The organism is Kitasatospora sp. NPDC087315, from assembly GCF_044744345.1.
In the GTDB taxonomy this organism is placed as follows: Bacteria; Actinomycetota; Actinomycetes; order Streptomycetales; family Streptomycetaceae; genus Kitasatospora.
On record NZ_JBIUYD010000041.1, the window covers coordinates 1 to 20325 of the forward strand.

Here is a 20325-nt window from a genome sequence, read left to right on the forward strand (position 1 = left end):
GAGTTGCCTACGCGTCACACACAGCGTCCTACCGGATTCCGCCTTCGGGTGGGCACGGAACCGCAATATTGATCACGACATCACACAGGCCCTAGACCCATCCGTCGGCCAGCTCTCCCGAGCCGCACTTGCGCGTGTGGGCCACGATGTAGCCGGAGCCGGCGGTCGGGGTGTGGACAGCGACCTCGGCGGCATACGGGTCCACCACCACATAGACCGGGATGCCATATCGATCGATGCAAGTAGGGCTGTACCTCTTGTTCGCCTACGCAATCGAGACTGCTCGGCTCCGTTGATGGGGACAACTAGGCCATCCCGAGGTTGTCCCCATCGCCCCCCTCCCGCTCGCACCGTCCCCTTGGCCACTCTGAACGTGTTGGAGACGCCGCCCCGGCGATCCCCTCGGGTCCCAGCCGATCCTCTCGCGCTTCGACCCCTCCTCCCCCGCGTTCGTTCTGGCCAAGGAGGCTCACATGTTGCGCCATCCGCAGTTCCTGAAGGACTTGGTCACCGGCACCGCCGGCGCCCTCGCCGCCATCCACGTCAGCCCCGAAGGGCTGGTCCTCGGCTGTTCGCCCGGGGTCGGCGAGGACGAGGCCGACCACTGGTCGGCCGCGATGGCGGCGCTGCACGCCGTGAGCAACCGCAGCACCGAGATCATCGGCCGTAGCACCGCCGAGCGGGGCCTCTTGGGCCACAGCGTGATCGAGGACCGGTCCGGCCGCACGCTGATTCTCGTCGGCGCCAACGACGGCTCGATGCTCGCCGCGGTGTGCGGGAAGAACGCCCAGCTGGGCGACATCGCCGCCCGGCTCGTCGGACTGGCGGACAGCACCGTCGCCGTGGGGGCTGCGGCGTGAACCCGATCTCGACCAAGGCCCCGACCCGCCCGCGGCGCCCGTTGCCGCTGCCCGATGTCCTCGGCACCGTGCACATCCCCGACCCGCTCAGCCCCGGCATGGCGGACTGGCCTCCTACCTCACCCGACGCCACGCCCGGGTCACGATCTCCCTCGTGCAGGCGGGCCTTCGTCCCGAGCTGAGCGAGCGGCTTGAGCGTAGCGGGGCTGCACTCCGCGCGGTCGCCCCCGGTACGGCCTCGCTGATCTGGGGCGGCGACAACACCGTGACCCACGACCTCACCAGCCACATCGCCGGCCACGGCCTGCCCATGATGGGCTACGCGCGGGCCGTCGAGCTGCTGGCCGGCACGGCACCGGTCACGGTCGCCGTCGCCGGTAGCCACTCAACCACCATGGCTTCCGCCGCGCTCACCTGTGCGCTCGTCAGCCGCGATTCCGGGTGGATCCTCGCCGAAGCCCCTATGGGGGACTCCGCCGGCTATGACGGCGGCGGAGAGGTCCTGGTGGTGGACCTCTGTCCGGACGGCTCCAGCCACGAGACGTCGCCGCCCGGTTGGCGCTTCCGCACGCTCGGCGAAGGGCTGAGCCCCACGGTGACACTGATCACCGCCGTGGATGCGGCACCGCCGGCGTTCTGGAACCAGCAGGAAGCGCTGGACCAGATGGAGGTCCTCGCCCAGCGGAGCGACACGGTGGTGGTGTGGGTCGCCCAGCCCGGTTGCCAGGAACTGGCGGACCGGCTGCGCAGGCACCGGCCGGGTCCGAGGGTGGTGACCGTCGGCCGCGGCACCGGCATGGACGTCCAGGTCCTCGGGACGTTCTGGACCGGAGAGGAGCACCGCGTCACCGTCCAGGCCGACGGCGAACGCCACACGTTCACCGTGCCGGTCGCCGGGACGAACAATGCCATGGCCGTGGCCGCTGCGTGGGCCGCGGGCTGGGCCCTCGGTGTTCCCGGCCGTGAACTCGTCGACGGACTCGGCACGTTCGCGGGCGTCGAACGGACGCTCTCCGGTTCTACGAGGAAGGCCGAACCCTCGCCACCGAGGACCAGGACCCCGTCCGCATCGCCCAGTGCACCGCCGGCATCGGCGCCACCCTGTACGAGGCCGAACGGTACGCCGTCGCCGAGCCCGAACTCACCCGCGCCATCGAACTCTACGCCGACCTCGACGACCGGCGCGGCGCCGGCCTCGCCGAGATCCTCCTCGGCTCCGCCGCCGCCCGCCAGGGCAACACCGACCTCGGCATCCCGCTGCTCCAGCAGGCCGTCGCCGACCTCGAATCGCTCACCCCGCCCGACCCGCTGAACGTGGCCCGGGCGAAGGTCTTCCTGGGCGAGGCCCAGTCCCTGGCCGGCGAACACGACGTCGCGGCGGGCACCATCAACACCGCCGTGCAGGAGTTCGTGCGCCTCGGCCACCGCCACTGGGCGGCCTACGGCATCGAGTTCCTCGGACAGGCCGCCGAACGCGGCAACCTGCCCGCACTCGCCGCCAGCTGGTACGCCGCCAGCCAGGACCAGTACCGGAACCTGGGCAGCAGCCGCGACGTGGAACGCCTGCAGAGTCGGCTGCTCGCGCTACTGCCCGGGTGACCCTCGCTCACCGCCCCGCGGCCCGCCTGCTCCGCACGCTGAGCGACGCCCCACCACACCGTCAAGACGGTTCAGCTCAGAGCTCAGGAATGTGAATCGCCATGCTCATCGTCGCCGCGCTGCCGGGTCGGAGGTCAGGCCGCTATCGCGGCCCGCAGCCGCGCCAAGGCGTCGCCCGCGCGTTCCCGGACCTCGGGCAGGCTACGGCCGGCCCGCAGGACGCGCTGGAGCTGGTGCGGCAGGTGGTGGAGCGTCGCCCCATCGACCGCCGCGCCGAGTTGCTGCGCCGCTCCGGTGGAATCCCCCTTCCTCAGCAGCACCTCGCCCGCGGTGATCGCCGCGATGATCCGCCACTGGGAGGTCGCCGCGAGTCCGGCGACGGGCGCGCGGTCGAGCTGCCGGACGGCCTCCGCGACCCGGCCCGTGCCCATGAGACCCCGGAGGCGGACCTCGTGGAGGGTGAACCCGGAGAACAGGGCGGTGGGCGCCGCCTCGTCCAGGAGACGGTGACCGTCCTCGATCGCGGTGTCGAAGACGACCGCGTTGCCCGCGGCCCCGGCGGCGCGGGCGAGCAGGACGACCGCCTCGGCGCGTTCGGTGGCGGTGCGGGCGGTGTCTCGGGCCTGCCCGAGTCGGTCCAGCGCGCGCAGGTGCAACCCTGCTTTGCGGAGCTCGTTGCCGTGGTGGCGCAGAGCGTTGGCGTGCAGGCCGGGGTCGCCCAGGCGCCGGGCAACGTTCAGGCCCTTGCCGGTCCAGCGGGCGGCGGTGGCCAGGCGCTCCTCCGGCAGGACGTGGCCGAGGGCGACGCCGAGGCCGACTCGAGCCCGGGCGAGCAGGCGCAAGGTGTCGAGGTCGGCGTGGCCGTCGGCGGTGCGGGCCTCCAGGCGGGCTACCAGCGGCCACAGTTCCGCGACGGCAGTAGTGGCCTGGCCGGCCTGGCGGGCGATCTCGGCCAGGCGCAGCACGGATTCGGCGAGCTGGATCACAAGTTGGTGGTCTCCGTCTGCGTCGTCGGTGATACCGAGGCAGTGCGGCGGGAGGCCGAGGCGTTCGGCGATGTGGCGCAGGGCGCCGAGGTCGGTGATGGTGCGCGAGCCGGTCTCGATGCGGGAGACGTAGCTGGTGGAGTAGCCGAGGACGTCGGCGAGCTCTTGTTGCGGCAGCCCGTGGAGTTCGCGGTAGAGCTGGAGGATCTCGGGCAGGGCTCGGCGGCGCAGGATGTCCTGGGCCCTGGGGGTGGTCCAGTGCCAGCGGATGCCGCCGTGGGGATCGATCCGGGTCACCGGTCAGGCCTGGTGGTGCAGTTCGTACCAGCGGGCGATGGAGTCCTTGTAGCCCTGCGGCATGGCCAGGCCGGGCACCTCGTCGCGGTGGAAGAGGCCGGCTTCCTTGTGTTCGTGGCTCACGACCGGGGCCTGGTGCGCGTCGGTGGCGGTGCAGCCGTAGGTGACGATGAAGACCTGGCGGCCGGGGATCGGTTCGTACATCCACACGTCCAGCAGGGGGCCGGCGGTGGCCGTCCAGCCGCTCTCCTCGTGGATCTCGGTGACAACCCGCTCTTCGGGGGTCTCGGTGCCTTCCAGCTTCCCACCGGGCAGCTCCCACTCCTGGCGCTCGTTCTTCAGCAGCAGCACCCGTTGCTGCGGGTCGAGGACGACGCCCTTGATGGAGATCGGGAAGGTCTTTGGCACGTAGGGCTGTTCAGTCTCGTTCATCGCTTCTTCCGAGGCACGCAGACGGGCACGGGCCTGTCGAAGGTAGCAGCCACGGGCCTCCGCGATGCCCCACGGTGCGGTGATCTCGCTTTGACAATCTGTCACTTTCCATCGGGTGGGTGGGGCGTGGAGAGTGTGTCGCCTCCCACCCACTCGGTCCCACGAGGGAGCTTCACCATGCCGTCGTTCAACACCAGTGGCACCAGCGGAGACGACTTCGTCACGGGCGGACTTGACGGAGCGGCGCGCGAGCAGGCCGGTGAGGTGTTGCGTGAGGACGGCCTGCTGAGGCTCGCAAGGTTGGGCGGTCGGGGCGATGTGCTCGTCGCGACCGGCCGGTTGATGTCCTCGTTGTGGCAGCACCGGGATGCCGACCCGGACGGGCTGACCGTCATCCACGACACCGGCCGCCACAGCGGGCGACCGGGCTTCGCGGGCCTGGGGCGCGGCGCGCTGGCCCTGCACACCGAGTGCGCGCAGCACTCGGATCCGCCCCGTCTGCTTCTGCTGGCGTGTGCGCGGGCCGGCGACGCGGGAGGTGAGAGCCTGCTGGTGGACGGCCGGGCCGTCCTCGCCGAGCTGGCCGCGCACCACCCCGCCGCCATCGAGGCATTGTCCGCGGAGCGAGCCGCGTACTTCGGCGGATCGAGTGGCCACTTCGCCTCGGTGTTCCAGCAACTGCCCGCCGGGTGGTGGCGGTTGCGACTGCGCCAGGACGACCTGGCCCGGTTCTCCCCCGACGCCCAGGCCCACCTGCCCACCCTCCGCCAGGCCATCGAACGGAACACTCAACGACTCCGGCTGGCCCCCGGACAGGGCGTCGTGCTGGACAACCACCGTCTGCTGCACGGCCGCACCGCCTTCTCGGGCGAGCGGCTGATACTGCGCGCGCTGGGCGAGCCGCACCCCGCGCTCGGTCTCGGACCCGGCTTCCGCCAGCCGTGGTCCCCCACCAGCCTCTCCACCCCGCACGGGCGCGCCCACGCCGCAGAGTCCGTCGAACCGCCCGCCCCCGCCGGGCAGTCGGCCGTCGAATCGCGGCGCTGCCGACCCATCGACTCCTGGTGATGCGGGGCGCACCCGCGCCCCGGCTCCAGGCACCCGCAAGGGAAACCCTCAAGGAGGAGCCACCATGGCTCAGATGATCCCGGCCGAGACCAAGGCCACCACGGCCGTCGCGGTCAGCGACGAGTTCGACCTCGACGTGCGCACCGTCGAGACCACCGACGCGGCCAGCCTGCAGGTCCTCACCGACGACGGCTGCGGCTCCACCTGCGGCGCCTGCACCACCGGCGTGCACTGACCCTCCCGGGTGGTTCCCCGGGACCTGTTCCCGGGGAACCCCCCGCCCCCGCCCACCTCCGAATCCCGAGGTCCGCAGCGATGCGCCCACCCGCTCCCATGGCCGCCTCGGTGTCCCGGGCCGCCGGCGTCTCGGTCGGCCGCTTCCTCCACCTCCTCGACCCCGAGAACCGGACTGCCTTCACCACCCTGCTGGCGGACCTCCCGACGATGGACGAGCACGCCGTCACCGCCCAGATCTCGTTCCCGCCGCTGGATCCCGCCAGCGGGCATGTCACCCGAAGCCTGCCGACGGGTCGGCTGGTGATCAGCCTCGCCGAGCACCGCATCGCCGCCGAAGGCGTACTCAGCCCGCAGGACCTGGCGGTGGGCTGCGACGGGCGGCGCATGTACCTGGCGGCACCGGCACTCGGTGTGAGAATCGAGGCCGCCGCCACCCACGCCCTCAACCTCCGCCACCACACCCCGCCGCTCGCCCGGCTGGTCACCGAGCTGTCCCGCGCCCAGGCCGCACAGGTCACCCGATTCGACTGGGGTTCGCTCCACGCACTGCCCTTCCGTCCTCGGCTGCGGCACCGGCGGGTCATCCTCTCCCCCGCCATCTGGCGTCTCACCGCCGCCGAACTTCCCTCCGGCGACGCCTCGCAGCGACGGTGGGATGAGGCCCTCACGTCGTGGGCGGAGCGGCGCCGAGCCCCGCGGCACGTGTTGCTGGCCGCCGACAGCCAGGGCCTGCCGCTCGACCTCGACCATCCCGGCCACCGGGCCCTGCTACGCGACCACCTCCGCTCCGCCCCGCACGCTGTCCTGGTCGAGGAGCCCGAGCCCGCCGACCTCGGCTGGGCCAGCGGTCGAGCCCACGAGATCGTCGTTCCCATCACCGTCACCCGGGCGCCGGCGTGGCCGCGCCTGCCCAAGCCCACCCCGAGCCGAATCCTGCGACGGGGCCACGGCGAAGCGCCGGGCACCTCCCGCGTACTGCTCGCCTCCCTCTACGGCGACCTGGAACGCCAGGACACCGTCCTCGCCCGACACCTTCCCGACCTCCTGGAGCGGCTCGGCAACCCGAAGTGGTGGTTCGTCCGCTTCCGTGACCCGCGCCACCACCTGCGGTTGCGCATCGCCCTGCCCGAGCCAGCCGCTTTCGGGCCCGCCGCCACCGTGATCAGCACCTGGACCTCCGACCTCAACCAAGCCGGACTGCTCGCGGAGGTCGTGTACCCCACCTCGCACCCGGAGACCGGCCGGTGGGGCGAAGGACCCGCTTGGGCTGCAGCAGAGGAAGTCTTCCGCGCGGACTCCGCCACCGTTCTCGCTCAGCTCTCCCAACCCACGCTGCCCGACCGGCAGGCGCTGCTCGCAGCCCACGCCGTCGCCATCACGGCAGGGTTCGCCGGCTCGGCCACCGCCGGGCTGCGCTGGCTCGTTGACAACGTCCCCTCCCAGGCACCGGCCGCCGTCCCACGACCCGTGTTCCGCGAGGCCGTACGCCTGGCCGACCCGGCTCACGACTGGGCAGCCCTGCGTGCCGAGCCCACCGGTGCCGCAATCCTGGGCGCCTGGCCCACACGCCATCAGGCGCTCGACGCCTACCGCCGCTTCTTCCCCAGCCCGCACACCGAAGGCGTGCAGGTGGACGACGTCCTCGGCTCCCTCCTCCACTGCTCCTTCGTCCGGGCGCACCGCATCGACTTCGACGACGAAGCCCAGGTCCTCTACCTGGCGCGCGCCACCGCCCTCGCCCGCCTCGCCCGGGACGGTGACCGGTGACCACCCCACACCCCGCTCTCCGGCTGTCCAACCGGATCGCCGAACTGCTCACCGACCCCGACGCCGTGCCGCCCGCCTGGTCGTCCCGCCCACAGTGGCGCCAGTCCCTCGCCCACGGCGCCCCCGCCATCGCCCTGCTCCACATCGAACGCGCCGCCACCGGCCGAGGCCCGTGGGAACCGGTCCGCACCTGGCTGTCCGTCGCCGCCGCGACCCCGGTGACGCGCGGCGCCGACAGCTACCTGTACTACGGTGCGCCGGCCCTCGCACACGCCCTCGCCTGCGCCACGCAGGCCCGACCTGGCTCCTACCAGCGCGCCCTCGCCCACCTCGACCAGGTCGTGGCGAACGACGCGATGCGGCGCTGCGACGCAGCCCTCGCCCGGTTCGACCACGGCGACCTGCCGGCGCTCGCGGAGTTCGACGCCATCCGGGGCCTGGCCGGCATCGGCTCCGTACTTCTGGGTCGGTCGCCCGGCGGCGAGGCCATCCGTCGGGTCCTGGGCTGCTTGGTCCGCCTCACCGACGACGTCAAGCACGACAGCCGAACGCTGCCGGGCTGGTGGACGTTGGTCGGGCCCTCCGGCAGGCCGGATGAGCGGTTCCCGGACGGGCACGCCAACACCGGCGTGGCACACGGCATCGCAGGCCCCCTGGCACTGCTCGCCCTGGCCCTGCGCCTCGGCATCGAGGTTGACGGCCAGCGCGAAGCGATCCGCACCATCCTGGCCTGGCTGGAACGCTGGCGCGAAGGCCACGCCTGGCCGTACTGGATCACGCCCGCCCATCTGGACGGCGCCGGGCGCAGGCGATTGCTGCCGCCCCAGCGGCCGAGCTGGTGCTACGGCGCCGCCGGAATCGCGCGCGCCCAACAGCTCGCCGCCCTCGCCCTCGGCGACGACCACCTGCGCAACGACGCCGAGCGCGCTCTCGCCGCAGCACTGGCCGATCCGAAGGCACTCACAGCGATCACCGACTTGTCGGCCTGCCACGGCTACGCCGGTCTCGCCCACATCGCCCACCGCGCCGCCACCGACGCCCTCCCCCACAACGCGGACCACCTGCGCTCCGCCACCTCCCTGCTCCTCGACACCGCCCACCCGCCCCGCACCGACCCCGACGCGCAAGCCCACCACGTCCTCGCCACGGCGGGGCCCGCCTTCCTGGAGGGCGCGGCCGGCACCGCCCTCGCCCTACTCGCCCCCGCAACTGGCACCACGCCGGTGACCCGCTGGGACGCCTGTCTCCTGACCGCCTGACCAAGGACCCCCTTGATGACCACCGGCTGGATCCAGCACGACCTCACATTCAACGACCCCTGCATCGTCGAACAGGTCGCCGCCCACCACCTGGCCCCCGTCCTCGACCACGCCCAGAACTCCGGCGTGCTGGAGGACTGGTGGTACATGCGCAAGAAGGGGCTGCGGCTGCGCTACCGCGCCGCCGCCTCCGCCCCCGTCGTCACCGCACTCCTGGACACGCTCGTCGAGACGGGACTCGTCACGGGCTGGGCCACAGTGGTCTACGAGCCGGAGACCGAGGCGTTCGGCGGCCCCGAGGCCATGGAGATCACCCACCGGCTCTTCCACACCGACAGCCGACACCTGATGGCCCGTGCCGCCAAGCCCGACCCGCCTGCACTCCGCAGCACCGAGACCTTCGTCGTCCTCGTCTCCGCCATGCTCCGCGCGGCCGGCCTCGACTGGTACGAACAGGGCGACGTCTGGGCCAAGTTCGCTGCCGAACGCCCCGCGCCGCCGGGCCTCGCCCCCGAACGGACCGCCGCGCTGAACGCCGCGATGCGCCGCCTGATGACCCTCGACACCCGCCGACTCGCCCGCCCCGGCGAACCGCTCGCCGGCCACATCGGCTGGGTCGACGCCTTCGAGACGGCCGGACAGGACCTCGTCCACCTGGCACGCGAAGGCCGCCTCACCCGCGGACTGCGCGCCGTCCTCGCCCACCTGTTGCTCTTCCACGCCAACCGCGCCGGATTGCCGATCGATCACCAATCCGCCACCGCCGCACGCGCGTTGGACACCATCTTCCACCCCGGCGAGGGCCCAGCACCCTCGCAGTCCACCATCCGCACAACCACTAGGGTCGCCCACGTGACTACTCTCAGCGACAGCGCCACCACCCCGACCGCCGAGCAGCTGCGCGACAGCCTCACCGACCGCCTGCTCGACCAGGAAGCCATCCGCACCAGCGGGGTCGAGGCCGCCTTCCGTGCCGTGCCCCGCGAGCACTTCCTGCCCGGCTTCCCCCTGGGGACCGCCTACGCCGACAACCCCACCTACACCAAGGCCGACGGCTCCGGCACCCAGATCAGCGCCGCCTCCCAACCCGCCATCGTCGCCCTGATGCTGGAACAGCTCGACCCGCAGCCCGGCGAGCGGATCTTCGAAGCCGGGGCCGGCACCGGCGTCAACGCCGCCTACCTCGGACACATCGTCGGCCCCGACGGGCACGTGGTGACCGTGGATGTGGACGAGGACCTCGTCGAAGGCGCTCGCAAGCACCTCGCCGACGCCGGCACCACCAACGTCGAGGCCGTCCTCGGCGACGGCGCGCTCGGCCACCCCGACCGCGCCCCGTACGACCGGCTGATCGCCACGGTGAGCACCAGCGAGATGCCCACCGCCTGGCTCCAGCAGGTCAAGCCCACCGGACGGATCGTCCTGCCCCTGCGCCTGCGCGGCACCGCCTCGCGCACCATCGCCTTCGAGCGCGGCGAGAACGGCTGGATGTCCGTCGACGACCAGCTCGCCGTCTTCATGCCGCTACGCGGCAGCATGGACGACGCCCGCCGCACCGTCGCCCTCACCCACGAGGGCGACGTCACTCTCCAGGTCCACAAGGACCAGCACGATGCTGTTGACGCCGACCTGCTGCTCGGTGTCCTCGACACCGAGCGCCACAACGTCTGGACCGGCGTCGCCATCCCGGCCGGCACCACCTACGAGTACCAGGACCTGTGGCTGGCCCTCACCCTCCCCAACTCCCTGATGCGGATGAGCGTCACCAGCAACGCCCGTGAACGCGGCATCACCCCCATGTTCGGCTGGGGCGCCATGGCCACCGTGGACGCCGGCTCCCTCGCCTACCTCACCCTGCGCCCCGGCGAGCCCGACGCCGAAGGCCGCAAGACGTACGAGACCGGCGTCATCGGCCACGGCCCAGCGGGCGCCGCCCTCGCCGACCTCGTCGCCGAACAGATCCGCACCTGGAACACCGACTTCCGTGCCCGCGCCCTGCGCATCGAACTCCCCGACGCCCCCGCCACCGCCGACCCGGCGGCCGGCCGCTTTGCCCTGGACCGTCCCCACCACCCCATCACCGTCACCTGGGAGTAGCCCGCGTGCACCCGACCGGACCGATCGCCCAGCGCTTCCCGCTGGTCGCACGCCACCGGCCCGCGTGCCTGCCCCTGAACGACCGTGTCGGCCGGCTCTCCGAGCTGGCCGACACGGCCTCCCGGCAGAACGACCCGGGCCTCGCCTCCACCGTCTTCAACCAAGCCGCCCTCCTCGCCTCCGACCTCGCCCTGCCCACCTACGCCCGCGAGCTCTGCCACCGCCACGCCGCCCTCTACCTCACGCGCGGCCCACTCCCCGCGATGAGCGCCATCCGCGGCCTGGAACCGATCGTTAACCTCGCCCGCCTCCACATCCGCGCCGGCCACCACCAGCGCGGCCACCAGCTCCTCCTCGACCTCTACCGAGCTGTCACCACCGCCACCGAAACCACCCTCGACGGCATCACCATCCCCGCCCACCTCACCGAGACCGACCAGCAGCGTCACGAAGTCCGCCAGTGGCTGTGGCGCGTCGTCATCGCCGACGGAACCCGCGCCCTCACCACCGCCGGCCGCTGGACAGACGCCCTGCGCCACATCGAGAAGCACCACGGCATCGGCCAACGCATCCTCGACGGCCGCCAGACCGCCATCCTCGCCGCTGCCACCACCGGTGGCCTACCCAGCGCCCACGCTCTGCTGGCCGCCACCGAACCGGGCGACCCATGGGAGGACGCAGTCACCTCCGTACTCACCGCCCTGTGCCGCCCCGACGACCGTGATGCCGCCGAGAACGCGATCGACCATTGCCTCACCTTCGAAGCGAACGACGGCCTGGCCGTGTTCTCCACCCGCCTCGCCCTGACCGCCATCGATGCGTCCGGCCTGGCCTCGCCCACCACCCAGAACCTGATCGAGCAGCTGTCCAACCGAACGAGTGAGACTCGCGACGGCTACGCCCTGCGGGACCTCCTCGCCCACGAGGGCCTCCGCACCCGCCTCGGCCCCGAGAGGAATGCGACACTCGAACGGGCTCTCGCCGCCTACGCACTCGGTTCCGCCATCATGCCCGCACCCATCCAGCGCCGGATGGAAGCCGCCCTCGCCGTCGCCCGTGCGGTACTTAAGGGCTCCCCCTTCGACCCGGGCTCGCCCGGACGCGATCCCCTCGGCCGCCACACCCCAATGGCCTGACACAGCCAAGAGCGCGTCCGCCACGGCCGTTCTGGCCCCCTGGAAGGGGCGCCTTCTTGGTTCACATGCCACTGGACGTCCGTGCTATGACTACCGCTATGGGGGACACAGAGATCCGAAACCTCGTGGACGGCGGGACCTTCCACGGGCCGGTGGTCCAAGGCGGGACCGTCCACTTCCACCTTGACGGTGACCCGCCGCATGCCGGAGGCACACCGGAGATGGACCCCTGGACGACGGCGGCCGCCGCATCAGCCATCTGGGACCACGTGCCGACTGCCCGGGACACGACGGTCGTCCGGGCGCACACGCTGGCCGTCGTAGGAGCGCTGGCGGCGGTGCGCGACCGGGCCGAGGCCGCGCTCGGTGACGATCCCTGGCAGGACCCGGGCATGGCAGTGCGATTCGCCGAACGGGTGGAGTGGCTGCTGGGCGAACCGGAGGCGGACGGCCCGTTCGAGCTGTATCCCGCCGAGGCCGCACTGCTCGTCCTCCTCCCGTTCCTCTACCGCGCCAACCAGCTGCGGGCGGCCGCCCAATTCGCAGCCACCGTCGCCCCGGCGCGACTGGAGTACACAGCCGGAGCGGGCCCCGAACGGCTGTCCTTCGAGGCATACGGCGACGAGTACGGCATGCTGCGAGACCGCACTCAGCTACGGCCCGAATCGGCGACGCCGATCCGCTGGTGGCTGTTCCACCGGTGGCTGCTGCGCCGTGGCGCGCTAGCCGACCCAGCGGACGTGGCGAAGCTGCTGGACGCGGTGGGTGAACAAACCCGCCACCTCGGCGAGATCCTGGACACCGCCCGGATCACCCGTCTGCTGCACGGCATCCGCCGTGGGCCCGACGTAGCCAACGCCGAGTTCCTGGAACAACTGCCGGCCGACGACCGGGTCCGCGGCCCCGGCCACCAGCGGGTGCGCGACCGCCGTCTGGTCCTGCTACTCGCGCTGGCCTTCAGCACATGCCTGGACGTCACCGCGCTGCCGGACGTCGTGGTGGAACACCTCGGCATCCCGCACCCCGTAGATCTCGGACAGCTCCGGGAGACCGTTGAACGGGCCGCATGGGGAGGCGATCCAGCGCTGCCCGTCCTGCGCGCCGACTGCCACCACGAGGCAGTCATCGAGGGCCTGCGGGCGTACACCGCACGCGCCGACGAGGTCCTGCACGCCGTCGACCGCGCGGGCCGGGAGCGTATCACCTGCGCCATGCCGGCCCTGCCCTCCCGGCTGTCGGCGGACCAGGTCCGCCCCGCCGCCGGCGTGTTCGACGGCTGGGCCGGGTTCCGAATGGACGAGCGCAAAGTACGCGAACTCCTGATGGGCGTCCAGCTCTACAAGGACCGCGACCTCGCGGTGCGCGAGCTCTACCAGAACGCCCTGGACGCCTGCCGTTACCGCCGCGCGCGCACCGAATACCTTGACCGGACCGAACCCGCCTCCTACCACTACAAGGGCCGCATCACCTTCGAACAGGGCGTCGACCCGGACGGCCGCGGGTACGTAGAGTGCCGGGACAACGGGATCGGCATGGGGGACGCGGAACTACGCGGCGTGTTCTCCCAGGCCGGAGCGCGGTTCGCCGAGCAGCCGGAGTTCAGGCTCGAACGCGCAGCCTGGGAGGGGCTTGACCCGCCGGTCGAACTGTTTCCCAACAGCCGCTTCGGCATCGGCGTGCTCAGCTACTTCATGCTGGCCGACGAACTCACCGTCACCACCTGCCGGATGGGCCCCACAGGCCGCCCCGGGCCGGTCCTGGAGGTGTCGATCCACGGCCCGGGCCACCTCTTCCGGATCGTCGAACGTGCGCCCAAGGGCGAGGAGTGCGGGACCACGGTCCGGCTCCACCTCCGGGATTCGGCGCCATCCTGGTCGTGCGTGGACGTGCTGGAACGGGTGCTCGGTGTAGCGGAGTTCGACACCGCGGTCGTTCACGGGGGCCGCCGAGCCGACTGGCCAGTCGGGCTGCTCCAGGTGCGGAAACAGCCGGAGCGGGAACGCTTCGGCTTCGACGCCCACGGCGCCCGAACCGCCTGGGCCGATGCACCGAAGGGCGTCCAGGTGACCTGGACGGAGCACGGCGGAGCGCTCCTCGTGGACGGTCTGGTAGTACAACCATCGATCCGTGTAGGAGTCTTGTCGACGGAAAACGCAGGCCTGAGCGGAGTCGTGGTCAACCTCACCGGGCCGTACGCTCCGACCCAGCTGTCCGCCGACCGCGTCCAGGTACTCGACAACATCTCGCCCGCCCTGCTGAGTCTCCTCACGCCTGCGGCGGAGGCCCTGGCATCGGTCGACGAAGACCTGCCGAACTACGACTGGGTCTGTCGGATCGCTGCGACCACACCTCAGCTGGCAGACCTGTTGACAACGGCGGCCATCACGGCGGGCCGAAAGTTGAGCTCTGAGGGGCATCTGTTCGACCTCGTACGCACAGGCATCCTCCCGGGGGACGGATATCTCCTGTCGAAGAAGTCCTCCCGCCGAGGGGAGGAGCCATGGGGCTTCCTAGGGTCCCCAGCCGACCACATCCTCCTCTGGCGACTCCTCGCGCACGCTCCCCACAGGACTCTCGACGACCTTGCCGAGTTCTGTCCGGAGCTGCGGGGCACTGCTCCTGTGCTGCCCGCGATGCCGTCGGACCAACTGCTTCTCTCCGAGAAGAGCCAGGGAACCAGCTACTGGCGCTGGCACGCCACCGCGGACTTGCGGGAGGCTCGATTCGCCGAGGCAGTGGACCGTTGGGGCGTCCCGCCACAAGACGCGGCCCGACGGGCCACTCGAATCGGTTTGGACAACCTTCACCCCGAAGTTCCCCCCGCTACTCCCACCGAATGCAAGGCTGCGTTCGATGAGCTGTTACGCAGCGACAGCGCCCGTCCAGGGAAACGCTTTTTCGGCATCGGCAAGACGGTGCCAGCTGGCCTGATCGCCCAGGCCAGCGTCGAACGCGGTCTCAGCGTTTCCGAGGTCTGCGCACGCTTCCGTGCTCACGGGATGTCAGTTGACCCCACAGGTCTGCCCGAACATCCGACCCTGGAGACCACTGAACTGCTCAGGGATCTCTGCGAAGGGCCGTCGCCCTGGCTGGACCGTGGCATCTCCCTGCCCCCCTTGCAGATCCTCAAAGCCGCGACAGTTCTGGAAAAGGCCCCGCCGGAGATCCTCCGGAGGTACGCAGAACTGGGGTTTCACACACCGGAGGCTTTCCCCATGGACGCCTCGATCGACGATCTCGCTGTGCTTCACGACAAGTGGTACGAGCTGTCCGCGGACCAGTGTCCGCCCGGTCCGGTTCTCTATGAGGTGATCCTGCAGTCAGCAGACGGACGACCGCTGCCGGACGTGATCTCCAGATTGAAGGACTACGGTTACGAGGTCCCGCTACGCGTTCCGTCAACCCCTGACGAATTGGACGAGCTACTGCTCGACCCAACCGGACCATGCTCGTGGTGGAAAGTGGGAACGGGCGACAAGATGCCGTTCGCCCATATCCTAGTGGCCGCTCAACGTATGTTCTGCACACCGTACGCGCTAGTGGAGCGGTTCGACGCCTACGGTGTTCCTGTCTCCTGCCGGGAACTTCCCCAGGGGCTCACCCTGACCACCGCGATGGAGCTTCTTGATCAACAGTCGGACGAGCATCTGTCTTCGGCGAGCAAGGTGTCCCTCAAAGATCTGATCGAGCGGGCCCGGGTGATGAATGTGTCCGTTGCCCAGATCGTCGACTGGCTCACCCACCTGGGCGTCCCGGTACCGGACGTTGGCCAGCTCCTCCGCGACGCGCTCCCCCGGGTGCCGCGACCATAGCTCCTCGCACGAGCAGGGTAGGCCCGGTATCCCGTAGCAGCCAGGCCACTTCTCAACCACCTCTGCACCGACACCTTGCTCAGCCCGCTCAAGGTACCGCCCGGCTGGCAGACCGAAGGCTTACTGCAAGAGACCCGTCCTCTCAGGATGACAGCCCGCCCGCCGTCCGCTGAGGAAGCAACTCCTCCAGCGGACGACGGGCAGCGTAGCGGCCTACTCTTCAGAGTTTCGCTGCGGGATCGGCGCATCGAAGACGTCGACGACGAATTCCGAGGTGCCACTGCCCTCGTAGTCGACGTCGCGATGGCTGTGGAGCAGCGTGTGAATCCTCACCCACTGGCCGTCGGCGCTCGCCCTGGCTGCCACGCCGAGGGCAGCACGAACGGGTCCCAGCCCGGGATGTGGCTCCTTGCTGGTCCAGGTCTCCAAGAGCGCGACTCCGGAGGGGAGTTCCCACGAACGTGGCTCGGCGCTGGCCGGCACGGAGACCTCGTCGTTGCGCAGCTGGACCACCCAGTCGACGTCGCCATCACTGTCGCGCTCGTTCGACATGCGGATTCCCAGGCCGATCATGTAGGCACCTTGGAGGTAGTCCTCGAGTTCGTCGTCGATCCGGCTGAAGCAGACGGCCTCGCGGACGATCTCGATCGGCCCGAAGCTGGTGAAAGCTCCCATCTCCGGCGGGCACTCGTCCTTGAGGTACCGCCTCGTGGCCATCTGGACAGCCTTGGGGAGGCCGTCCAGCACAGCCTGCAGCGCGACGTCATCGCGGTCCGCCAAGTAGGTGTTGAGCACCCCGACGAGGTCCTCGGTCAGCCGAACGTCGTCCCCGCCCAGCGTGGTGACCGCCTCCAGGCGATCGTGCGGGTCCTTGTGGAGGGCGAAGACCCGGCTACGCCCCGGGCTGGTGTGCGCAATGAAAGAGTTGACCATCGTTCTGTCCTGCCGGACCTCTCATGAGCGGTGCCGCTGCGCGCACTCGTGCGTCAGCGCCACCAGGGATAGGGAGAATCCGCACAGCGACGTGTCGCTCGGACTACGAATCCGCGCGCATGGTCGACCAAGCGGCGCTGTCAGACCCGGCACTGGAGCCCGGACCTGCATGGCGATGGCAACCTACCACGCGACCACGGCACTCCCAAACCGCCACTACGGAAGCAACTTTGGACACCTGTGGCAACCCGCCAGCCCTGAGGAGAGCCCGTGTCCACACAGTTCATGACCGTCAAGCAGACCGCAGAGCACCTGAACATGTCCGTTCAGTGGGTGTACCGCGAGGCGCCCAAGGTCGGCCTCGTCCCGTACCGCTTCGGGAGCGGGCGCAATGCGAAGCTGCAGTTCAAGGTCACCGAGGTCCATGCCTGGGTGAAGCAGCAGCGGATGTCCGGCGGCTGATGTCGGACAACGACACATGTGGGGCCCTGGCCAGCGATGAACAGGGCCCCACCTGCTTCAGGCCGCGAGCCCGAGGTCGAGGACCTGGGCGGCGTGGCCGATGGAGCCGGGCATCAGGTGCCGGTAGATCTTGAACGTCACGTCGATGCTCTTGTGCCCCATCCACTCGGCGACGTCGGTGATCGGGATGTTGTGGCTGAGGCAGTTCGAGGCGAAGAAGTGCCGCAGGCCGTAGATCGTCATGCCCTCGGGGATGTCGACGTCGCCGGCCCGCTTGACCCGGTCCCACTGGTTCTGCAGGTAGTAGGACGGGTACGGCTTGCTGATGTCCAGCGGGTGGCGAAGCGGATAGCCGTCGATGGTGCCGTGGGTGTCCGCGTACGTCAGCAGGCGGATCCGGGTCCGCGCCGGCAGCGGAACGTCCCGGTAGTCGCCCTCCTTGCGGTGCTTGAGCGGCGCGTAGTCCTTGGTCGTCTGGTTGACCTGCTCGCTGACGCGGTAGACGTCGTCAGCGACGATGTTGTTGATGTTGACGGCAAGGGCCTCGCCGTTGCGCAGGCCGCAGCCGCTCATCAGCTCGGCAACCAGGTTGAAGGTCTCATCGCCGGCTTCGCGTATCCCGCCGAGTTGGACGAGCGACGGTATGACCGCGCGCTTCGGGTCGTACTGGGGCGGCGTGACGCCGTCGAGCGGGTTCTCCGGGTAGAGGCCGAGGCGGTGGGCGTCGAGCAGGATCGACTTGAGCTTGTCGAAGGCGTTGGACTGGGTCGCCAGGCCGACGCCGTTGCGCTCCATGGTCCGGATGAAGGCGTCGACGACCTTGTGGTCGAAGGTGGCCATCCGGCGGCTGTGGAAGGCCGGGTAGAGGTGGTGCTCCAGCAGGGAGTCGAGGTGCCTCAGCGACGCCGGGGCGAGCGCGCGCTGGCCGGCCTTCCACTCCTCGACGTACGTGCCGAAGTTCATCGCGCCGTACTTGCGGTTGCGCTCGGCATTGCTCTGGCTCCAGGGGTTCTCGCGCTTCGTCCGGTAGATCTCGGTGAGCCGGTCGATCGCCTTGTCCTGGGTGGCGAAGCCCGACTCCTCGGTCTGCCTCCCGGCCGCGTTGCGGAAGCGGATCTTGTAGTCGTGCCGGCACTTCGACCACCGCGCCTGCGGGTGCTCGCAGGTCTTGAAGAAGGTGCCCATGCCGCGGGCCAGGGTCCTCGGTGCCATCGTGTGCGGTCTCCATCCCGTCCGATGCTGACGTTCTGCTGACCGCGGATGGTCCACCACGCCCCTGACCTGGGAAGAAACGCGGATCAGGTGGTATGTGGTGGAACTTCATCGGCCGCAGCCACCGGGACATCGTCGAGGCCCGCGAGGAGTGGCAGCGCGAGTCCGACCGTTTCGGCAGCGTCACCGGCCACCCCGGAGACCGCCTTCCGGCCCCCGTCCTGCCGGGGGCGACCCTCACCCCGCGCGGTAATCCCCCGGTGCCACAGGCCGACTGAGATGGCGTCACCCAGATCTGGCCGACGGCGACGTCGGGGCACCACGGAAGCAGCGCGAGACCGCACGTCGGGCCGCGATGGGCCCGCCCGCTGTGGACCCACGCCGAGGGGGTGAACACCGCGCTGCCGGCCGTCCTGGCCCGCCGGCGGCTCCGACCGGCCGAGCCCGTCCGCCTCCGGGAGGCCGCCACCTCGGCGACCGTCCGCCCACGGGGTCCGCGGCTCATCATTGATCCGCGATGACGGAGGTCATGGCACGGCGGCCTCCCGCCGCCCTCCGGCCGGACAACGGTTGCGGCCCGGACCGTCAGCGCCAACGGGCAGGCCCTGCGGGCGCCGACCTCCTCGGTCCTGTTGCTGTCGGCCGGACCGTTCAGCGGTGGTTGACGATGACGGAGATGCCCCAGCCGATCGCGGCGAGCACTGCGGCGAAGCACAGGCCGGCGACGGCGTCGCCGCCAGTCCGGGCCGGTGGGTTAAGGGCGCGCAGGCCGATGGCGAACAGGGCCGGCAGGCCTGCGCCGGCGAGCAGGCCGACCGCGACGATCTTCCACAGCGCGGCCAGGTTGATCCAGGAGTTCACCAGGTGACCTTCTCCGTGTCCGGGGCCGGGGCCGGGGCCGGGGCCACCGAACCCGTCCATGCGGCGTTGACGTTCTCCGGTGTCACGGCGGGGTGGCGGGAGGCCGCGAAGAAGGCGATCGAGGCCAGCACCAGCGCGATGAAGATCACCACAATGCCCGGGGTCCCGCCGATCCAGTGGGCGGCCCAGTAGGCCGCGGCACCGACCACGGCGGAGGTCGGCAGGGTGGACAACCAGGCCACCGCCATCCGGCGGGCGATGTGCCAGCGCACCACGGCGCCTTTCCTGCCTACCCCCGAGCCCAGGATCGACCCGGTGGCCACATGGGTGGTGGAGAGCGAGTAGCCGAAGTCGGTGGAGGAGAGGATCACGGCGGCCGAAGCGGACTCGGCGGCCATCCCCTGCGGCGGCTCGATCTCCAGGAGCCCCTTGCCCAGCGCCCGGATGACCCGCCAGCCGCCGAGGTAGGTGCCCAGGGCGATCGCTGTCGCGCAGGATGCGATCACCCAGGTCGGGGACCTGGCCCCGGTGTCCAGGGTGCCGTTGGCGATCAGGGCCAGCGTGATGACGCCCATGGTCTTCTGCGCGTCGTTGGTGCCGTGGGCGAGCGAGACCATGGAGGCCGAGCCGACCTGGCCGAGCCGGAAGCCGCGCCCGCGCGGGCGTTCGGGCACGCCGCGGGTGAGGCGGTAGACGAGGTAGGTGCCGATCGCGGCGACCGTGCCGGCGATGAACGGAGACAGCGCGGCGGGCACGATCACCTTGGAGACCAGGCCCTGCCATTTGACGGCGGAAGCGCCGGCCGCGGCCATCGTCGCCCCGACCACGCCGCCGATGAGCGCGTGCGAGGAACTGGAGGGGATGCCGAGGAACCAGGTGGTCAGGTTCCACAGGATGCCGCCGACCAGGCCGGCGAAGACCACGGTCAGGGTCACGCCGCCGCTGTCGACCAGGCCGCCGGCGATGGTCGCCGCGACGGCGGTCGACAGAAACGCGCCGACGAGGTTCAGCACCGCCGAGACGGCGACCGCGACGCGCGGGCGGAGTGCCTCGGTGACGATCGAGGTCGCCATGGCGTTGCCGGTGTCGTGGAATCCGTTGGTGAAGTCGAAACCCAGCGCGGTGGCGACAACCAGCGCCAGGACCGCGTCGTTGCCGGTCACGGGCCCGAACCTAGCCCGTCGGTCGCACCGGCCCGGGCCGGGGGGGGGGGGGGGGCGGCGCGCGGGCCCCCGCGCGCCCCCCCCCCGGCCCCCCACCGGCCCCCGGCGGGGGGGGCCCCCCCGCCGGCGCGAGCCCCCCCGCGC

Annotated in this window: 18 protein-coding genes; 12 read left to right on the top strand and 6 right to left on the bottom strand. The window is 70.9% G+C overall.

Translation table 11 applies throughout. From position 1 onward, the window contains the following. Positions 1-473 precede the first annotated feature (473 nt). The 3 genes from ACIO5D_RS36560 (at position 474) to ACIO5D_RS36570 (ending at position 2459) form a co-directional block, all read left to right on the top strand. Entirely contained in the window at positions 474-860 is a 387-nt protein-coding gene (locus ACIO5D_RS36560) for a roadblock/LC7 domain-containing protein (protein ID WP_400800510.1), read from the top strand. Between the two features lie 154 nt (positions 861-1014). Further along, positions 1015-2172, top strand: coding sequence for a hypothetical protein (locus ACIO5D_RS36565; protein ID WP_400800513.1), 1158 nt, complete (start codon positions 1015-1017; stop codon positions 2170-2172). Between the two features lie 2 nt (positions 2173-2174). Then, entirely contained in the window at positions 2175-2459 is a 285-nt protein-coding gene (locus ACIO5D_RS36570) for a hypothetical protein (protein ID WP_400800516.1), read from the top strand. Positions 2460-2593: 134 nt separating this feature from the next. On the opposite strand, the gene ACIO5D_RS36575 is transcribed toward ACIO5D_RS36570, so the two are convergent. Then, a complete protein-coding gene (locus tag ACIO5D_RS36575; protein WP_400800518.1) occupies positions 2594-3742 on the bottom strand; it encodes a helix-turn-helix domain-containing protein in 1149 nt (382 codons plus the stop codon). 3 nt (positions 3743-3745) lie between these two features. Continuing rightward, positions 3746-4174, bottom strand: coding sequence for an NUDIX domain-containing protein (locus tag ACIO5D_RS36580; protein WP_400800522.1), 429 nt, complete (start codon positions 4172-4174; stop codon positions 3746-3748). Between the two features lie 177 nt (positions 4175-4351). Between ACIO5D_RS36580 and ACIO5D_RS36585 the strand changes: the two genes are divergently transcribed. From ACIO5D_RS36585 to ACIO5D_RS36615, 7 genes are all read left to right on the top strand, one after another. Then, positions 4352-5242, top strand: coding sequence for a TauD/TfdA family dioxygenase (locus tag ACIO5D_RS36585; protein WP_400800524.1), 891 nt, complete (start codon positions 4352-4354; stop codon positions 5240-5242). A 73-nt stretch (positions 5243-5315) separates the two neighbouring features. Then, positions 5316-5477, top strand: coding sequence for an FxLD family lanthipeptide (locus ACIO5D_RS36590; RefSeq protein ID WP_400656948.1), 162 nt, complete (start codon positions 5316-5318; stop codon positions 5475-5477). Positions 5478-5557: 80 nt separating this feature from the next. Further along, positions 5558-7246 (top strand): thiopeptide-type bacteriocin biosynthesis protein, encoded by a 1689-nt coding sequence (locus tag ACIO5D_RS36595; RefSeq protein WP_400800526.1) that lies wholly within the window; start codon positions 5558-5560, stop codon positions 7244-7246. Further along, positions 7243-8505 carry a lanthionine synthetase C family protein gene (locus ACIO5D_RS36600; RefSeq protein ID WP_400800529.1) on the top strand — a complete coding sequence of 421 codons (1263 nt, stop codon included), beginning with the start codon at positions 7243-7245 and terminating at the stop codon, positions 8503-8505. The genes ACIO5D_RS36595 and ACIO5D_RS36600 overlap by 4 nt, the downstream gene beginning before the upstream one ends. Positions 8506-8520: 15 nt before the next feature. After that, positions 8521-10602: a methyltransferase, FxLD system gene (gene fxlM / locus ACIO5D_RS36605; RefSeq protein ID WP_400800531.1), complete on the top strand. Its 2082-nt coding sequence runs from the start codon at positions 8521-8523 to the stop codon at positions 10600-10602. Between the two features lie 5 nt (positions 10603-10607). Continuing rightward, entirely contained in the window at positions 10608-11738 is a 1131-nt protein-coding gene (locus ACIO5D_RS36610; RefSeq protein ID WP_400800534.1) for a hypothetical protein, read from the top strand. Between the two features lie 98 nt (positions 11739-11836). Beyond that, complete coding sequence (locus ACIO5D_RS36615) at positions 11837-15550, top strand: ATP-binding protein (RefSeq protein WP_400800536.1); 3714 nt, start codon at positions 11837-11839, stop codon at positions 15548-15550. A 213-nt stretch (positions 15551-15763) separates the two neighbouring features. Here ACIO5D_RS36615 and ACIO5D_RS36620 read toward each other — a convergent pair whose 3' ends face one another. Then, a complete protein-coding gene (locus ACIO5D_RS36620) occupies positions 15764-16483 on the bottom strand; it encodes a hypothetical protein (protein WP_400800539.1) in 720 nt (239 codons plus the stop codon). Positions 16484-16753: 270 nt separating this feature from the next. Between ACIO5D_RS36620 and ACIO5D_RS36625 the strand changes: the two genes are divergently transcribed. Then, the gene (locus tag ACIO5D_RS36625; RefSeq protein ID WP_400764316.1) at positions 16754-16945 is read left to right on the top strand and encodes a helix-turn-helix transcriptional regulator; all 192 of its coding nucleotides are present in this window, start codon (positions 16754-16756) and stop codon (positions 16943-16945) included. A 57-nt stretch (positions 16946-17002) separates the two neighbouring features. Here ACIO5D_RS36625 and ACIO5D_RS36630 read toward each other — a convergent pair whose 3' ends face one another. Beyond that, positions 17003-18157, bottom strand: a complete 1155-nt coding sequence (locus tag ACIO5D_RS36630) for a tyrosine-type recombinase/integrase (protein WP_400800542.1) — start codon at positions 18155-18157, stop codon at positions 17003-17005. Between the two features lie 95 nt (positions 18158-18252). On the opposite strand from ACIO5D_RS36630, the gene ACIO5D_RS36635 reads away from it, so the two are divergent. Continuing rightward, a complete protein-coding gene (locus ACIO5D_RS36635; RefSeq protein WP_400800545.1) occupies positions 18253-18435 on the top strand; it encodes a hypothetical protein in 183 nt (60 codons plus the stop codon). A 373-nt stretch (positions 18436-18808) separates the two neighbouring features. Here ACIO5D_RS36635 and ACIO5D_RS36640 read toward each other — a convergent pair whose 3' ends face one another. Beyond that, positions 18809-19018: a hypothetical protein gene (locus ACIO5D_RS36640; RefSeq protein WP_400800547.1), complete on the bottom strand. Its 210-nt coding sequence runs from the start codon at positions 19016-19018 to the stop codon at positions 18809-18811. Further along, positions 19015-20181, bottom strand: coding sequence for an anion permease (locus ACIO5D_RS36645; RefSeq protein WP_400800550.1), 1167 nt, complete (start codon positions 20179-20181; stop codon positions 19015-19017). Before ACIO5D_RS36645 ends, ACIO5D_RS36640 begins: the two co-directional genes overlap by 4 nt. Positions 20182-20325: the final 144 nt, after the last annotated feature.

Coding starts and splice junctions, on each gene's coding strand:
- ACIO5D_RS36560 (WP_400800510.1), top strand. CDS start 474: ATGTTGCGCCATCCGCAGTTCCTGAAGGACTTGGTCACCGGCACCGCC.
- ACIO5D_RS36580 (WP_400800522.1), bottom strand. CDS start 4,174: ATGAACGAGACTGAACAGCCCTACGTGCCAAAGACCTTCCCGATCTCC.
- ACIO5D_RS36585 (WP_400800524.1), top strand. CDS start 4,352: ATGCCGTCGTTCAACACCAGTGGCACCAGCGGAGACGACTTCGTCACG.
- ACIO5D_RS36590 (WP_400656948.1), top strand. CDS start 5,316: ATGATCCCGGCCGAGACCAAGGCCACCACGGCCGTCGCGGTCAGCGAC.
- ACIO5D_RS36595 (WP_400800526.1), top strand. CDS start 5,558: ATGCGCCCACCCGCTCCCATGGCCGCCTCGGTGTCCCGGGCCGCCGGC.
- fxlM (WP_400800531.1), top strand. CDS start 8,521: ATGACCACCGGCTGGATCCAGCACGACCTCACATTCAACGACCCCTGC.
- ACIO5D_RS36615 (WP_400800536.1), top strand. CDS start 11,837: ATGGGGGACACAGAGATCCGAAACCTCGTGGACGGCGGGACCTTCCAC.
- ACIO5D_RS36620 (WP_400800539.1), bottom strand. CDS start 16,483: ATGGTCAACTCTTTCATTGCGCACACCAGCCCGGGGCGTAGCCGGGTC.
- ACIO5D_RS36630 (WP_400800542.1), bottom strand. CDS start 18,157: ATGGCACCGAGGACCCTGGCCCGCGGCATGGGCACCTTCTTCAAGACC.
- ACIO5D_RS36635 (WP_400800545.1), top strand. CDS start 18,253: ATGTGGTGGAACTTCATCGGCCGCAGCCACCGGGACATCGTCGAGGCC.